Here is a 15,311-nt window from a genome sequence, read left to right on the forward strand (position 1 = left end):
CCACCCGCAACCGAGCCACGGAGCACCCCACATGCATGACGACCGCAGCCTGGTCGAAGCCCGCCTCAAGCGTGTTCTCGAAGAGCGCATCCGTCCCGCCGTGTATCCCGAGTCGGTGCCGCTGGAAGTGGCCGTCTGGCACGCGCCCGACGAGCCGGTGCCCGTGGCCGAGGGGCTCGCGGGCACACCCGAACCGATCGAGGTGGGCGCCCGGTGGGGTGCTCCCTGGGGGACCAGCTGGTTCCGTGTCACCGGGACCGTCCCGCAGGAGTGGGCCGGGAAGACCGTCGAGGCACTGCTCGACCTCGGCTTCGACGAGAACATGCCCGGCTTCCAGTGCGAGGGCCTCGTCTACCGGCCCGACGGCACGCCCGTGAAGGGCCTCAACCCGCGCAACCAGTGGGTCCGGATCGGCGCACCCGTCGCCGGCGGCGAGGAGGTGCGGCTGTACGTCGAGGCCGCGTCCAACCCGGTGGTCCTGGACTACCACCCGTTCCTGCCCACGCAGTTGGGCGACAAGGAGACCGCCGGCAGCGAGCCGCAGTACACGCTCACCCGCATGGACCTCGCCGTCCTCGACGAGAACGTCTGGCAGCTGGTCCTCGATCTGGAGGTGGTCGGCGAGCTGATGGCCGAGCTGCCGGTGGACTCCGCGCGCCGCTGGGACCTGCTGCGGGCCGTCGAGAAGACACTCGACGCGGTGGACCTCCAAGACGTCAACGGCACTGCGGAACAGGCCCGTTCACAGCTGACGGCCGTCCTCTCGACGCCCGCCGTGCCGTCCGCGCACCGCATCAGCGCCATCGGGCACGCGCACATCGACTCCGCGTGGCTGTGGCCGCTGCGCGAGACGGTCCGCAAGGTGGCCCGGACAACGTCCAACATGACGGCACTCCTTGAGGACGAACCCGACTTCATATTCGCCATGTCCCAGGCCCAGCAGTGGGCCTGGGTGAAGGAGCACCGGCCCGAGGTGTGGGCGCGGGTCAAGAAGGCGGTGGCGGACGGGCGGTTCGTGCCGGCCGGCGGCATGTGGGTGGAGTCCGACACCAACATGCCGGGCTCGGAGGCGATGGCCCGTCAGTTCGTGCACGGGAAGCGGTTCTTCCTCGACGAGTTCGGCATCGAGAACGAGGAGGCCTGGCTGCCCGACACCTTCGGCTTCGCCGCCGGACTTCCGCAGATCATCAAGGCCGCCGGTTCCAAGTGGCTGCTGACGCAGAAGATCTCCTGGTCGCAGACGAACAAGTTCCCGCACCACACCTTCCGTTGGGAGGGCATCGACGGCACCCGGATCTTCACCCACTTCCCGCCCGTCGATACCTACAACTGCTCCATGCAGGGCCGCGAGATCGCCCACGCGGCACGCAACTTCAAGGACAAGGGCGTCGCCCGCCACTCCCTCGCGCCCACCGGCTGGGGCGACGGAGGCGGCGGCACCACCCGCGAGATGGTCGCCAAGGCGGCCCGCCTGCGCGACCTCGAAGGCTCCGCGGCCGTGGCCTGGGAAACGCCGAAGGAGTTCTTCGAGAAGGCCGAGGCCGAATACCCCGAACCCCCCGTCTGGGTCGGCGAGTTGTACCTCGAACTCCACCGCGCCACCCTCACCAGCCAGGCCAAGACCAAGCAGGGCAACCGCCGCAGCGAACACCTCCTGCGCGAGGCCGAGCTGTGGGCCGCCACGGCCGCCGTACGGGCCGGATTCCCTTACCCGTACGAGGACTTGGACCGGATCTGGAAGACGGTGCTGCTGCACCAGTTCCACGACATCCTCCCCGGCTCCTCCATCGCCTGGGTGCACCGCGAGGCCCGGAAGACCTACGAGGGACTGGCCGCCGAACTGAACGGCATCATCGACGCGGCCCAGCGCGCACTGGCGGGGGAGGGGACGCGCGAGCTGGTGTTCAACTCGGCGCCCCACACCCGCGACGGCGTTCTCGCGGGAGGCGCCCAAGTCCCGGCGGCGGAGGGCGAGTCGGCCCTCGCGACACGGGTCGGCGGCGGACACGTACTCGAGAACGGCCTGCTGCGCATCGAGATCGACGCCCGCGGACTCGTCGTCTCCGCCTACGACATCGAGGCCGACCGCGAGACCATTGCCCCCGGCCTGGCCGCCAACCTGCTCCAACTCCACCCGGACTTCCCGAACATGTGGGACGCCTGGGACGTCGACGAGTTCTACCGCAACACGGTCACGGACCTCACGGACGTGGAGGAGGTCGTCGCCGACGGGAACACGGTGCGGATCGTACGGTCCTTCGGCGCGTCCAAGGTCACCCAACTGCTGTCCCTCGCCCCCGGGGAGCGGCGACTGCTCATCGACACCGAGGTCGACTGGCACGAGACCGAGAAGTTCCTCAAGCTCGCCTTCCCGCTCGACGTGCACGCCGAACGGTACGCGTCCGAGACCCAGTTCGGGCACTTCCACCGCCCCACGCACACCAACACCTCATGGGAGGCCGCCAAGTTCGAGGCCTGCAACCACCGCTTCGTCCACCTGGAGGAACCCGGCTGGGGTGTCGCCGTCGTCAACGACTCGACGTACGGCCACGATGTGACCCGTACGGTCCGCACCGACGGAGACAAGGGCACGACCACCACGGTCCGCGTCTCCCTGCTGCGTGCCCCGCGCTTCCCGGACCCCGAGACCGACCAGGGCGTCCACCGGTTCCGGCACGCGCTGGTGCCGGGCGCGGGCATCGGGGACGCGGTGCGCGAGGGCTGGCGGATCAATCTGCCGGAGCGGCGGGTCACCGGCGGGCAGGAGGTCGCGCCGCTGGTGAGCGTGGACCGGGACTCGGTCGTCGTCACGGCGGTGAAGCTGGCGGACGACGGGAGCGGGGATGTCGTGGTCCGGTTCCACGAAGCCCACGGGGGGCGGGCCAGGGCGAGGCTGACGGTCGGCTTCCCCTTCGACTCCGTCGAGGCCACGGACCTGCTGGAACGTCCGTCGGCCGATGCCGGAGAGGTGACCCGTGAGGGCGAGCGACTGGCCCTGCGGCTACGGCCGTTCGAGCTGGTGACGCTGCGGTTCCGGCGCGCCTGAGCGCACCAGGAGGCCGCAGGACCACGGCTTCCGTCGCGTCCCCTCCGTCCGGCGCACAGGCAGGGCGGAGCGGGACGGTCCGGCGGTGGCGGCCCGCCCCGCCTCGCGGATCGGGTCCGCGGGCTTCTCGGGGTGCGCGACACATACGCGCCGGACCTCAGAACAGGCCGTTGGAGTGCGGCAGTTCGGCCGGGACGGGAGCGATGACGTCCCAGTGCTCGACGATCCTGCCGTCGGCGACCCGGAACAGGTCCCAGTAGGCGACCGGCACCCCGAACTCGCCCTCCGACTGGAGGAGCACGAGGTCGCCCTCGGCCACGACCTTGTGGACGTTCTTGTAGACCAGGTTCTTGCCCTGCTCGGCCCACTTGGCAGCGGCGGCGCCGAAGCCGTCCAGACCGTCGGCCGCCTCCGGGTTGTGCTGGCGGTAGGTCTCGGTGGAGACGTAGGCGGTGAGCACGGAGTAGTCGGCGCCCTTGAGGACCTTCTCCGCGAACCCGGCGACCAAATCGCGGTTGGTTTCGGTTTGTTCGAGGTCGGTCGGCTCGGCCGGGCCGTCGGTCTGCGAGCGTCCGGAAGCGGTCGTCGGCACAACCGGTGTCAGGGCGTCCCAGTGCTCGGCGAGCCTGCCGTCGGCGTCCACGCGGAACAGGTCGAAGGCGACCAGGGGCTCGGGGCCGAAGCCGTGGTACGTGCCGTGGAGCGCCACCAGGTCGCCGTCGGCGATCACCCGTGCACCCTCGTAGCGAAAGCCGTCCGGCAGCCCGGCGACCAGCTGCCGCAGTGCCTCGGGTCCGTCCGCCGCGAGGCTGCTGTGCTGACGGTAGTCATCGGCCACCCAGCGGTCCACCGCGCTCGGGTCCTTGTCGCCGAACAGCTCACCGGCCGCCTTGAGGACGATCTCCTTGTTGCCCATGGCACCTCTCCTGTCTGAGGGTTCCGGCGGCACCTTGCCCGCCGGACTGCGTCCACTCTCCCGGCCGGCTCGCCCCGGCGCACGGTAGAGTCGGGCATGACCATGGTCGAAATGGGACACGTGCCGGTGATCGAGCGGGGTTATCGGAATCCGCTCAGGCCGGATCTGCTGATGGAGGTCGTCACCTTCGCGGACCTCGCTCGTCGACTTCCGGGAGCGGAGTTCAGGCGGGTGCACCGGCTCGACTTCCATCACCTCACGTTCGTCCACGGTGGCGAGGCGACCGGCATGGTCGACTTCGTCGACGTGCCGCTCCGGCCGGGGACACTGCTGTACATCCGGCCCGGCCAGGTGCAGCGTCTGCCCATGACGTCCGGCGGCGCTCGGCCGGACCTGGACGCGACCGTCGTCCTGTTCACCCCGGACTTCCCGCCCCGCTTTCCCACGATCGTGCGGGTGACGGACGACGTCTTCGGCCCGGCCCACTGGCTGCTCGGCCCGGACGACCGCGACCGGTTCCGCCGCGCTCTGGCCGATCTCGCGGCCGAGTACGCCGACCTCCCCAGACAGGACCCCGAGATCACGAAGGAACTGCTGCGCCAGCTCCTCGCGGCCCTGCTGCTGCGCATCGCGCGCCTCCCCGCCGACGACGGCCGCACACAGGCGTCCACGGAGGAGCCGTACCGTCTGTTCCGGCACGAACTGGAGCGATCCTTCGCGGTCCTGCGCCAGGCCCACGACTACGCGGCCCGGCTCGGCTACTCACTCAAGACGGTCAACCGCGCCTGTCGGCGGGCCACCGGCCACACTGCGAAGCAACTCATCGACGCCCGGGTCCTGTTGGAGGCCAAACGCCAACTGGCCCATACCGATCTGCCCGTCGCGGCGATCAGCCACCGGCTCGGCTTCACCGAACCCACCAACTTCAGCAAGTTCTTCACCCGCGTGACCGGACTGACCCCGGGCGCCTTCCGCGACACCCAGCGCTGACCGGGCGAACCGCCCGCCGCCCACCACGCGCTCCTGGGCATCAGGACAGCACAGGTGCCCGAACTCCCGCCCCTACGCCCCGAGTTGCGACCGCAGCCACTCCTCGACCTCGCCCACGTGCGAGGCCGCCGCCGCCCGGGCCGCCTCCGGGTCGCGGGCCACCAACGCCCGGTGGATGGCCGCGTGTTCGCGGCGGGTGCGGGTGAAGGCACCCTCTTCCTGGTAGCCGCGCCAGACCCGGGCGCGGAACGTCCGGGACGACAGGCCCTCCAGGATCGCGGCCATGGTGTCGTTGCCCGCGGCGGCGGCGATCTCGCGGTGGAAGGCGAGGTCGTGGGCGAGGATCTCCTCGGGGTCGTCGGTGGCGTTCATCGCCGTGAGGTGCTTCTCGACCTCGGCCAGCTGGTCGGGCGTGATGCGGGCGGCGGCCAGGGCGGTCGCCGTCGACTCCAGGATGCGGCGGACCTCCAGGAGCTCCACCAGGCGCGGCCCGCGGGAGAGGTCGGCGACGACACCGAAGGTCTCCAGCAGGTCGCCGGCCTCCAGCTGGGTGACGTAGATGCCCGAACCGTGCCGGGCCTCCAGGACGCCCAGCACCGTGAGCGCGCGGATCGCCTCGCGCATCGAACTGCGGGAGATGCCCAGCTGGGCCGCGAGATCGCGCTCGGTGGGCAGCCGCTGGCCCGGCTCCAGACGGCCCTCGCCGATCAACGCCTTGATCGAGTCGATGGCGCGCTGCGTCACGGTGCCCTTCGGCGGAGCCGTCTCGTCCACGCAATCCTCCACTCACCGGGTGCGCCGCAGTCTAACCGCTGAGGTGGTCGGACCACTACTGCGGAAATCCCGGAAAAACTGCCTCTGCGGGGTGTTGTTTCGGGGAAGTGGTCTGATAAATATGCGGTCATCTGCTCGGACACGCTCAACGAGGAGCCACCAAATGCTCGGCAGGACAGTGGGGATACGCAGCAGGTTGCGCATGGTCGGTGCGGTGGCCGCGGTCACGGGCACCGCGCTCGTGCTCACCGCGTGCGGCAGCACCAAGGACACCGGCGCGAGCAGCGCCGGCGGCAGCAGCGGCACCGGCAAGGTGGGGGTGATCCTGCCCCTGCTGACCTCGCCGTTCTGGCAGTCGTACAACGACTACGTGCCGAAGATGGCGAAGTCCGAAGGTGTCGACGCGCTCAAGACGGTCAACTCCAACAGCGACCCCTCGCAGCAGATCACCGACATCAACAACGAGCTGAACCAGGGCGTCAAGGGCCTGGTCGTCGCCCCGCTGGACAGCGCCGCCATCGAAGCCGGCCTCGACCAGGCGGACCGCAAGGGCGTACCGGTCGTCGCCGTCGACGTGGCGCCCGACAAGGGCAAGGTCGCGATGGTCGTGCGCGCCGACAACGTCGCGTACGGCGAGAAGGCCTGCGAATACCTCGGGGCGCACATCACCAGCGGCAAGGTCGTGCAGATCATGGGCGACCTGGCGTCCGTCAACGGCCGTGACCGGTCGGAGGCGTTCAGGGACTGCGTGAAGAAGAAGTACCCGAAGCTGAAGGTCCTGGAGATCCCCGCCAAGTGGGAGTCCGACACGGCGGCCTCCAAGCTCGACACGCTCCTCAACGCCAACCCCGACATCAAGGGCATCTACATGCAGGCGGGCGGCGTCTATCTCGCGCCCACCCTCCAGACCCTCAAGTCCAAGGGCATGCTGAAGACTGCGGGCCAGGCCGGGCACATCACGATCGTCTCGAACGACGGCATCCCGCAGGAGTTCGACGCGATCCGCAAGGGCGAGATCGACGCCACCGTCTCCCAGCCGGCCGACGCCTACGCGAAGTACGGCATGTACTACATCAAGGCCGCGATGGCGGGGAAGACCTTCGAGCCCGGCCCCACCGACCACGACTCCACGATCGTCAAGCTGCCCAGCGGCATCCTGGAGGACCAGCTGCCCGCGCCCCTGGTCACCAAGGACAACGTCGACGACCCCAAGCTCTGGGGCAACACGGTCAAATGAGCATCGAGAAAAGCCCGTTGATCCCACTTGTCGAGGCGCGGGGCATCGTCAAGCGGTACGGCCCCACCGTCGCCCTCGCCGACGGTCGACTGACCGTGCTGCCTGGCGAGTCCCACGCCCTGGTCGGCCGCAACGGCGCCGGCAAGTCCACCCTCGTCACCGTCCTCACCGGCCTGGCGGCCCCCGACGAGGGCACGGTCCGCTTCGACGGCGCGCCCGCGCCCGCGCTCGCCGACCGGGACGCCTGGCGCGCCAAGGTGGCCTGCGTCTATCAACGGCCCACCGTGGTACCCGAGTTGACGGTCGCCGAGAACCTCTTCATCAACCGTCAGCCGACCTTGCGCGGCGGAGTCATCAGCTGGCGCAGGCTCCGCACCGAGGCCGCGGAACTCCTCGACACCTGGGACGTGCGCGTCGACCCCGAGGCGCGCACCGCCGACCTCAAGGTCGAGGACCGCCAAATGGTGGAGATCGCCCGGGCGTTGAGCTTCGGCGCCCGGTTCATCGTCCTCGACGAGCCGACCGCCCAGCTCGACAACCGGGAGATCGAACGGCTCTTCACGCGGATGCGGGCGCTCCAGGAGTCCGGTGTCACCTTCCTGTTCATCTCGCACCACCTCCAGGAGGTGTACGAGGTGTGCCAGACCGTCACCGTGCTGCGCGACGCCCGCTGGATCACCACCGCACCGGTCGCCGAGCTCCCGCGCCGCGCCCTGGTGGAGGCCATGGCGGGGGAGTCCATCGCCGAACTGGACGTGCAGCTGCGGGAGTTGGACGACGCGGCACCCGTACTGCTCGACGCGCGCGGGCTCACCTCAGAGTCGTACGAGAACGTCGACCTCTCCGTCCGCCGCGGCGAGGTCGTCGGACTCGCCGGGTCCAGTGGCAGCGGCAAGATCGAGCTGGCCGAGTCCTTCACCGGGCTGTACACGCCGACCGGCGGCACCGCCCAACTCGATGGCGAGAAGCTGCCGTTCGGGGATGTGCAGGCCGCGTTGAAAGCCGGTGTCGGCTGCGTTCCGCGTGACCGCCACGGCCAAGGTCTGGTCTTCGGGATGTCGATCGGGGACAACGCCACCATGACCGTCCTCGACCGGCTCGGCCGCTTCGGGTTCGTCGCCACCGACCGCAAACGCGGCTTCGCCACCGAGCTGATCGACCGGCTCGACATCCACGCCGAGGGCCCCGACCAGCCCGTATCCGACCTGTCCGGGGGCAACGCGCAGAAGGTCGTCATGGCCCGCGCCCTCGCCTCCGACCCCAGGCTGCTGGTCCTCATCAACCCCACCGCGGGCGTCGACGTGAAGTCCAAGGAGTCACTGCTCGCCCGCATGGACAGCGCCCGCGACGACGGCACCGCCGTGCTCGTCGTCTCCGACGAACTGGACGACCTGCGGCGCTGCGACCGCGTCCTCGTCCTCTTCCACGGCCGTGTCGTCGCCGAGCACCCGGCGGGCTGGCGCGACCACGAGCTGATCGCCTCCATCGAAGGAGTGGACCATGGCTGACACCAAGGCGGCCCCGCCGCTCGCCGCCCCACGCGCCACCGGGGCGGCCTCGGCCCGCACGGTCCTGCTCCGCCGGGCCCGTGAACTCGCCCTCGTACCAGCCCTGTTGGTGCTCCTGGTGCTCGGGGCGATCGTCAACGACTCGTTCCTCACCGAGCGGAACCTGATCTCCATCCTGGGCGCCTCCGCCGCGCTCGCGATGGTGGTGCTCGCCGAGTCGCTGATCCTGATCACCGGCAAGATCGACCTCTCGCTGGAGTCGGTGGTCGGCATCGCGCCCGCCATCGGCGCCCTGCTGGTCCTGCCTGCCGCCGAGTCCGGCTGGGGCACGGAGTGGTCGGCGCCGCTCGCCCTGGTCGCGATCCTCGTCGTGGGCGGGATCATCGGCGCCTTCAACGGCATCCTGGTGGTGAAGTTCAAGCTCAACGCCTTCATCGTCACCCTCGCGATGCTGATCGTGCTGCGCGGACTGCTGGTCGGCGCCACCAAGGGCAAGACGCTGTTCGGGATGCCCGACTCCTTCTTCACCCTGGCCACCAGCACCTTCCTGAGCGTCCCGATGTCGGTGTGGCTCGCCGCGGTCTGCTTCGCCGTCGCCGGGTTCGTGCTCAAGTACCACCGCGTTGGGCGCGCCCTGTACGCGATCGGCGGCAACCAGGAGGCGGCCCGCGCGGCCGGTATCCGCGTCGACCGGATGCTCCTCGGGGTGTCGATCGTCGCCGGTGTCCTCGCCTCGGTGGGCGGGATCATGCAGACCGGCTACGTCGGCGCGATCAGCGCCAACCAGGGCAACAACATGATCTTCACCGTGATGGCGGCGGCGGTCATCGGCGGCATCAGCCTCGACGGCGGCAAGGGCACCATGTTCGGCGCCTTGACCGGCGTACTCCTCCTGGGAGTTGTACAGAACCTGCTCACCCTCGCCCAGGTCCCCTCCTTCTGGATCCAGGCCATCTACGGCGGAATCATCCTGGTCGCCCTCATGATCGCCCGCATCACCACGGGCCGCGCCCAGGACTGACCGCCCGGCTTCCGGCACCCGCACGGCACCGGATCCCTGTACCCGACCGAAAGGCCTTCCGTGTCACCGATCCCCGGCCCGTCCGCTCGCGTCACCGCGGTCGACACCTACGACATCCGTTTTCCCACCTCGCGCGAGCTCGACGGTTCCGACGCGATGAACCCGGACCCCGACTACTCGGCGGCCTACGTCGTCCTGCGCACCGACGCGGCCGACGGGCACGAGGGGCACGGGTTCAGCTTCACCATCGGGCGGGGCAACGAAGTCCAGGTCGCCGCGATCCACGCGCTGCGGGACCATGTGATCGGCCGGTCGGTCGACGAACTGTGCGCGGACCCGGGGACGTTGAACCGCGACCTGATCGGCGACAGCCAACTCCGCTGGCTGGGGCCCGAGAAGGGCGTGATGCACATGGCGATCGGCGCCGTGGTCAACGCGGCCTGGGACCTCACGGCCAAGCGTGCGGGCAAGCCCCTGTGGCAGCTCCTCGCCGACGCCGACCCCGAATGGCTCGTCAGCCAGATCGACTTCAGGTACATCACCGACGCCCTCACCTCGGACGAGGCCCTGGACATCCTGCGGCGCGGCCGGGCGGGCGCCGAGGAGCGCCGAACTCGCCTTCTGGAGACGGGATTTCCCGCCTACACCACCTCCGCCGGCTGGCTCGGCTACGACGACGAGAAGCTCACCCGGCTCGCCGTGCAGGCGGTCCGCGACGGCTTCCGGCAGATCAAGCTGAAGGTCGGCGCCGACCTCGACGACGACATCCGCCGCTGCCGCGTGGCCCGTTCGGCCGTCGGCCCCGGCATCCGGATGGCGATCGACGCCAACCAGCGCTGGAACGTGGACGAGGCGATCCGCTGGACCAAGGCCCTCGCCGAGTTCGACCCGTACTGGATCGAGGAACCCACGAGCCCCGACGACGTCCTCGGCCACGCCGCCATCCGCGCCGCCGTGGCTCCGGTGAAGGTCGCCACCGGCGAACACGTCCAGAACCGCGTCGTGTTCAAGCAGCTGCTCCAGGCCGGCGCCCTCGACATCCTCCAGATAGACGCGGCCCGCGTCGGCGGAGTCAACGAGAACCTCGCGATCCTGCTGCTCGCCGCAAAGTTCGGAGTGCCCGTCTGCCCGCACGCGGGCGGCGTCGGACTGTGCGAACTCGTCCAGCACCTCTCGATGTTCGACTACCTCGCCGTCTCCGGCACCACCGACGACCGCGTCATCGAGTACGTGGATCATCTGCACGACCACTTCCTCGATCCGGTGGTGATCCGCGAAGGTCACTACATGGCACCCAGCACACCCGGCTTCTCGGCCACCATGCGGCCCGAGTCCATCGCGCGCTATACGTTCCCCGGCGGCACCTTCTGGGCCGCCGACCTCGGCAGCCAGAAGGGACACGCGGCATGACCGACTTCGAGGGCCTCAAGGCCCTGGTCACCGGCGGCGCCTCCGGTATCGGCCGGGCCACCGCCGAACTCCTCGCCGAGCGGGGCGCGTCGGTCGCCGTTCTCGACCTGGACCCCAGCAGTGTCGAGAAGCCGCTGCTCGGCTACCGCGCCGACGTCACCGACGACGCCTCCGTACGGCAGGCCGTCGCCTCCGCCGTCGCCGACCTCGGCGGACTCGACGTCGTCGTGAACAACGCGGGCATCGGCGCGCAGGGCACCGTCGAGGACAACGACGACGACGAGTGGCACCGCGTCCTGGACGTCAACGTCGTCGGCATGGTCCGCGTCACCCGCGCCGCGCTCCCGCACCTGCGCGAGTCCTCCCACGCCGCGATCGTCAACACCTGCTCCATCGCCGCCACCGCCGGACTGCCCCAACGCACGCTCTACAGCGCCACCAAGGGCGCCGTGCAGTCCCTCACCCTCGCCATGGCTGCCGACCACCTCCGCGAGGGCATCCGCGTCAACTGCGTCAACCCCGGTACGGCGGACACCCCTTGGGTCGGCCGCCTCCTCGACTCGGCCGCCGACCCGGCCGCCGAACGCGCCGCCCTGGCCGCCCGCCAGCCCTCCGGCCGGCTCGTCTCGGCGGCCGAAGTCGCGGGCGCCATCGCCTACTTGGCGAGCCCGCTGTCCGGCGCCACCACCGGCACCTCGCTCGCCGTGGACGGCGGCATGCAGGGCCTGCGGCTGAGGCCGGTGGGCCAGTGAGCACCCTCGGCAGCAGCGGGGTCGAGGTGGGCGGGCTCGGTCTCGGCGCCGCCCCGCTGGGCAACCTGTTCACCGAGGTCGACGACGAGCAGGCGTACCAAGCCGTCAACACCGCCTGGCAGCAGGGCATCCGCTACTTCGACACCGCACCCCACTACGGCATCGGCCTGTCCGAGCGGCGCCTCGGCTCCGCGCTGCGCGACCGTCCGCGCGCTCAGTACGCGATCTCCACCAAGGTCGGCCGCCGCCTCGAACCAGTGCAGAAGGTGACCGGCGACGACCTCGCCGACGGCTTCGCCGTGCCCGCAACCAGCCGCCGCGTCTGGGACTTCACCGCCGACGGGATCCGCCGCACCCTGGACGCCAGCCTGGAACGGCTCGGCCTCGACCGCGTCGACGTCGTCTACCTCCACGACCCCGACGACCACGCCGAACAGGCCTTCCGCGAGGGCTATCCCGCCCTGGAGAAACTCCGCGCAGAAGGTGTCGTCGGCGCCATCGGCGCGGGTATGAACCAGGCCGGGATGCTCACCCGCTTCATCCAGGACACGGACGTCGACGTGGTGCTGTGCGCCGGGCGGTACACCCTGCTCGACCAGAGCGCCCTCGCCGAACTGCTCCCGTCCGCCCTCGCGCGCGGCAAGTCGGTCGTCATCGGCGGCGCCTTCAACTCCGGCCTGCTGGCGGACCCGAAGCCCGACGCGACCTACAACTACGCCCAGGTACCGGCCGAGGTGCTGGACCGGGCGCTGCGCATGAAGGAGGCGGCCGAGCGGCACGGCACGACCCTGCGCGCCGCCGCCCTGGCGTTCTGTGCCGCGCATCCGGCCGTGGCGAGCGTCCTGGTCGGCGCCCGCTCGGAGGCCGAAGTCCGCGATTGCGCCGAGCAGTTCGCGGCCGAGGTGCCGGGCGCGTTCTGGCAGGAGCTGCGGGACACGGGGCTGTTGTCCGCCGACGCTCCCGTACCGAGCGAGGAGCCGAGTTGAGAGTGGCCCTCCACACCAAGGTGCGCGCCGATCGCGTCGACGCGTACGAGAGTGCCCACCGCGAGGTCCCCGAGGAACTCACCGCCGCGATCCGGGCCGCCGGTGCCACCTCCTGGACGATCTGGCGCAGCGGCACCGACCTCTTCCACGTCCTGGAGTGCGCCGACTACGCCCGCCTGCTGGCCGAGTTGGAACAGCTCCCGGTGAACATCGCCTGGCAGGCCCGCATGGCGCAACTCCTGGACGTGGTGCACGACTACACGAGCGAGGGCGCCGACGCCGGCCTGCCCGTCGTATGGGAGCTGCTATGACCGTCGACGCCCACCACCACGTCTGGGACCTCTCCGTCCGCGACCAGGACTGGATCACCGGCCCCGAACTCCAGCCGATCCGCCGCGACTTCACCGTCACCGACCTCGAACCCGAGGCACGCGCGGCCGGCGTCGACCGGACCGTCCTCGTCCAGACCATCACCGTCGCCGAGGAGACCCCGGAGTTCCTCGCCCTCGCCGACACGCACGACCTGATCGCCGGAGTCGTCGGCTGGACCGACCTCACCCGCCCCGACATCGCCGACGAACTGGCCCGGCTGCGCGAACTCCCCGGCGGCCACTACCTGAAGGGCATCCGCCACCAGGTACAGGGCGAACCCGACCCGAACTGGCTGCTGCGCCCCGACGTACGCCGTGGCCTCGCGGCCGTGGCCGACGCGGGGCTCGTCTACGACCTCCTCGTGCTGCCCCACCAGTTCCCGGCCAGTGTCCAGGCAGCCGCGTCCCTGCCTCAACTCACCTTCGTCCTCGACCATTTGGGCAAGCCGCCCATCGCCTCGGGCCGACTGGAGCCGTGGGAGGCCGCCCTGCGCTCCCTCGCCGCACTCCCCAACATCCACTGCAAACTCTCCGGCCTGGTCACGGAGGCCGACTGGAAGAACTGGAGCACCCGGGACCTGCGCCCCTGCACGGACGTGGCGCTCGACGCCTTCGGCCCTGACCGGCTGATGTTCGGCACCGACTGGCCGGTGTGCACCCTGGCGGCGAGCTACGGCGAAGTCGCCGCCGCGACAGGCGAGTTGACCGACGGTCTCAGCGCGGCTGAACGCGCCGAGGTCTTCGAGGGCACGGCGACTCGCGTCTACGGCCTCTGAACCACTCTCGCCAGCCTGGTCGGCGGGAAGTACTCCCGCACGAACGTCCGCTCCCAGCAGGCGCCCGTCTCCCGCAACTCCCGCCAGCTCGTGTAGCGGTAGCGGAAGAGACGGGCCCGGACGTAACGCGGGGGCGCCTGCGGCGGGAACGGCGAGCGGCGCAGCAGTCGTAGCGTGTCCCGGTCGTTCTCCAGCAGCCGTTCCACCAGGGCACCGAACCACGGCTCGGCGTAGCCGGGGGAGAGCGCCGCGAACCACATCATCCAGTCCAGCCGCAGGTGGTACGGCGCGAACTGGCGCGGCCAGTGGCGCGGTTGGCCCGGCTTGCCCCTGAACTCGTACTCCCGCCAGTCGGAGTCCTCGCGCGGGACGGTATCCGTCGTACCCTCGACCACCACCTCGTAGCGGACGCGGCCGACGTTGCCGAACGCGCCGTAGGTGTTGACCAGATGGAGCGGGTCGAAGGAACGGTTCATGATCTGGCGGCGGGAGAGCATGTTGCGGACCGGGCGGTGGCTGAGCCGGAGCAGCAGGGCGGCGACGGCCAGGACCACCACCTCGTACCAGACGGGCGGTGGGCCGGGGGCGGGCGACGGTGCTGTGCGGGGGAGTCGGAGCGCCGAGAGAGCCAGCGCGATGGTGATCCAGTTGAGCCAGGCGAAGTTGCCGGACAGGACCAGCCACAGCTGAGTGGCGATCATCAGGGACGCGGCGGCCGTCGCGACCGGCTGCGGGGTGAACAGCAGGACGGGCACGACGAGTTGGGTGAGGTGGTTGGCCGCGACCTCGATCCGGTGCAGCGGGCGCGGGAGACGGTGGAAGAACCAGCTCAGCGGGCCCGGCATCGGCTGTGTCTCGTGGTGGAAGTCCAGACAGGTCAGCTTCCGCCAGCAGGCGTCGCCGCGCAGCTTGATCAGGCCCGCGCCAAACTCGACCCGGAACAGGATCCAGCGCAGCAGGAACAGCACCACGATCGGTGGCGCCACCTCGTCGTTGCCGAGGAGGACGGCCAGGAAGCCGACCTCCAGCAGCAGCGACTCCCAGCCGAACGCGTACCAGGTCTGCCCGACGTTGACGATCGACAGATACAGCGCCCAGGGCAGGAGCCACAGCAACATCCCGCCCCAGAGGGGGAGTCGGGAGTCGAGCCCGGCGGCCAGCGCCACCGACACCGCGCAGCCCGTCCACGCGCAGAGCGCGAAGAAGCGGTCGGAGTAGTGGAGTTGGAAGAGGCTCGGGGCCCGCCCGAACGGCATCCGGCGGACGAACCGGGGGACCGGCAGCATGCCCCGCTCACCGATCAGCGCACGGAACTGCAGCGCCGCCGTGAGGAACGCGACCAGATAGACACCGGCCAGGGCCCGCTGGAAGACCAGCCGGCTCAGCCAGTAGTCGGGTGCGGTGAACCATCCCACGACCGTGCGCTCCTCCCTCCATCGTCACACCTCGACCGACCGTCACTCTGTGTCTTCCATGCCTCCGGTTGCGTAACCCATGCGGGTGAAGCAGACAATAGTGGCGAAT

13 protein-coding genes are annotated in these 15,311 nt (G+C 70.3%); 10 read left to right on the plus strand and 3 right to left on the minus strand.

The features are described 5' to 3' along the window. The first annotated feature begins 31 nt into the window (after positions 1–31). The gene (locus ACQHII_RS42445; RefSeq protein WP_427924248.1) at positions 32–3,046 is read left to right on the plus strand and encodes an alpha-mannosidase; all 3,015 of its coding nucleotides are present in this window, start codon (positions 32–34) and stop codon (positions 3,044–3,046) included. A 157-nt stretch (positions 3,047–3,203) separates the two neighbouring features. Here the strand turns inward: ACQHII_RS42445 and ACQHII_RS42450 are convergent, their stop codons facing one another. Beyond that, the gene (locus ACQHII_RS42450) at positions 3,204–3,962 is read right to left on the minus strand and encodes a nuclear transport factor 2 family protein (RefSeq protein ID WP_427924249.1); all 759 of its coding nucleotides are present in this window, start codon (positions 3,960–3,962) and stop codon (positions 3,204–3,206) included. A gap of 96 nt (positions 3,963–4,058) precedes the next feature. On the opposite strand from ACQHII_RS42450, the gene ACQHII_RS42455 reads away from it, so the two are divergent. After that, entirely contained in the window at positions 4,059–4,952 is an 894-nt protein-coding gene (locus ACQHII_RS42455; protein ID WP_427924250.1) for an AraC family transcriptional regulator, read from the plus strand. A gap of 72 nt (positions 4,953–5,024) precedes the next feature. Here ACQHII_RS42455 and ACQHII_RS42460 read toward each other — a convergent pair whose 3' ends face one another. Continuing rightward, positions 5,025–5,726 (minus strand): FadR/GntR family transcriptional regulator, encoded by a 702-nt coding sequence (locus ACQHII_RS42460; protein ID WP_019068307.1) that lies wholly within the window; start codon positions 5,724–5,726, stop codon positions 5,025–5,027. Between the two features lie 163 nt (positions 5,727–5,889). On the opposite strand from ACQHII_RS42460, the gene ACQHII_RS42465 reads away from it, so the two are divergent. Genes ACQHII_RS42465 through ACQHII_RS42500 form a run of 8 tightly spaced genes read left to right on the plus strand, consistent with a single transcriptional unit; the run spans position 5,890 to position 13,787 of the window. Further along, positions 5,890–6,963 (plus strand): sugar ABC transporter substrate-binding protein, encoded by a 1,074-nt coding sequence (locus tag ACQHII_RS42465; RefSeq protein ID WP_427924251.1) that lies wholly within the window; start codon positions 5,890–5,892, stop codon positions 6,961–6,963. Beyond that, on the plus strand, positions 6,960–8,471 hold the full coding sequence (locus tag ACQHII_RS42470; RefSeq protein WP_427924252.1) for a sugar ABC transporter ATP-binding protein: 1,512 nt from the start codon (positions 6,960–6,962) through the stop codon (positions 8,469–8,471). Before ACQHII_RS42465 ends, ACQHII_RS42470 begins: the two co-directional genes overlap by 4 nt. Further along, positions 8,464–9,492 carry an ABC transporter permease gene (locus tag ACQHII_RS42475; RefSeq protein WP_427924253.1) on the plus strand — a complete coding sequence of 343 codons (1,029 nt, stop codon included), beginning with the start codon at positions 8,464–8,466 and terminating at the stop codon, positions 9,490–9,492. Before ACQHII_RS42470 ends, ACQHII_RS42475 begins: the two co-directional genes overlap by 8 nt. A 60-nt stretch (positions 9,493–9,552) precedes the next feature. Then, positions 9,553–10,902: an L-fuconate dehydratase gene (locus ACQHII_RS42480; RefSeq protein ID WP_427924254.1), complete on the plus strand. Its 1,350-nt coding sequence runs from the start codon at positions 9,553–9,555 to the stop codon at positions 10,900–10,902. After that, positions 10,899–11,654, plus strand: a complete 756-nt coding sequence (locus tag ACQHII_RS42485; protein ID WP_427924255.1) for an SDR family NAD(P)-dependent oxidoreductase — start codon at positions 10,899–10,901, stop codon at positions 11,652–11,654. Before ACQHII_RS42480 ends, ACQHII_RS42485 begins: the two co-directional genes overlap by 4 nt. Further along, complete coding sequence (locus tag ACQHII_RS42490; protein ID WP_427924256.1) at positions 11,651–12,640, plus strand: aldo/keto reductase; 990 nt, start codon at positions 11,651–11,653, stop codon at positions 12,638–12,640. Before ACQHII_RS42485 ends, ACQHII_RS42490 begins: the two co-directional genes overlap by 4 nt. Next, positions 12,637–12,951, plus strand: coding sequence for an L-rhamnose mutarotase (locus ACQHII_RS42495; protein ID WP_427924257.1), 315 nt, complete (start codon positions 12,637–12,639; stop codon positions 12,949–12,951). Before ACQHII_RS42490 ends, ACQHII_RS42495 begins: the two co-directional genes overlap by 4 nt. Further along, positions 12,948–13,787, plus strand: coding sequence for an amidohydrolase family protein (locus ACQHII_RS42500; RefSeq protein WP_427924258.1), 840 nt, complete (start codon positions 12,948–12,950; stop codon positions 13,785–13,787). Before ACQHII_RS42495 ends, ACQHII_RS42500 begins: the two co-directional genes overlap by 4 nt. Here ACQHII_RS42500 and ACQHII_RS42505 read toward each other — a convergent pair. Beyond that, positions 13,775–15,202: a lipase maturation factor family protein gene (locus tag ACQHII_RS42505; RefSeq protein WP_427924259.1), complete on the minus strand. Its 1,428-nt coding sequence runs from the start codon at positions 15,200–15,202 to the stop codon at positions 13,775–13,777. The genes ACQHII_RS42500 and ACQHII_RS42505 overlap by 13 nt on opposite strands. Positions 15,203–15,311 lie beyond the last annotated feature (109 nt).

This window comes from Streptomyces sp. cg40 (assembly GCF_050320165.1).
GTDB lineage: Bacteria > Actinomycetota > Actinomycetes > Streptomycetales > Streptomycetaceae > Streptomyces > Streptomyces hokutonensis.

Bases quoted from the DNA above. Each gene is read 5' to 3' on its own strand.
- ACQHII_RS42470 (WP_427924252.1), top strand. From the start codon at position 6,960: ATGAGCATCGAGAAAAGCCCGTTGATCCCACTTGTCGAGGCGCGGGGC.
- ACQHII_RS42485 (WP_427924255.1), top strand. From the start codon at position 10,899: ATGACCGACTTCGAGGGCCTCAAGGCCCTGGTCACCGGCGGCGCCTCC.
- ACQHII_RS42475 (WP_427924253.1), top strand. From the start codon at position 8,464: ATGGCTGACACCAAGGCGGCCCCGCCGCTCGCCGCCCCACGCGCCACC.
- ACQHII_RS42445 (WP_427924248.1), top strand. From the start codon at position 32: ATGCATGACGACCGCAGCCTGGTCGAAGCCCGCCTCAAGCGTGTTCTC.
- ACQHII_RS42450 (WP_427924249.1), bottom strand. From the start codon at position 3,962: ATGGGCAACAAGGAGATCGTCCTCAAGGCGGCCGGTGAGCTGTTCGGC.
- ACQHII_RS42455 (WP_427924250.1), top strand. From the start codon at position 4,059: ATGACCATGGTCGAAATGGGACACGTGCCGGTGATCGAGCGGGGTTAT.
- ACQHII_RS42500 (WP_427924258.1), top strand. From the start codon at position 12,948: ATGACCGTCGACGCCCACCACCACGTCTGGGACCTCTCCGTCCGCGAC.
- ACQHII_RS42465 (WP_427924251.1), top strand. From the start codon at position 5,890: ATGCTCGGCAGGACAGTGGGGATACGCAGCAGGTTGCGCATGGTCGGT.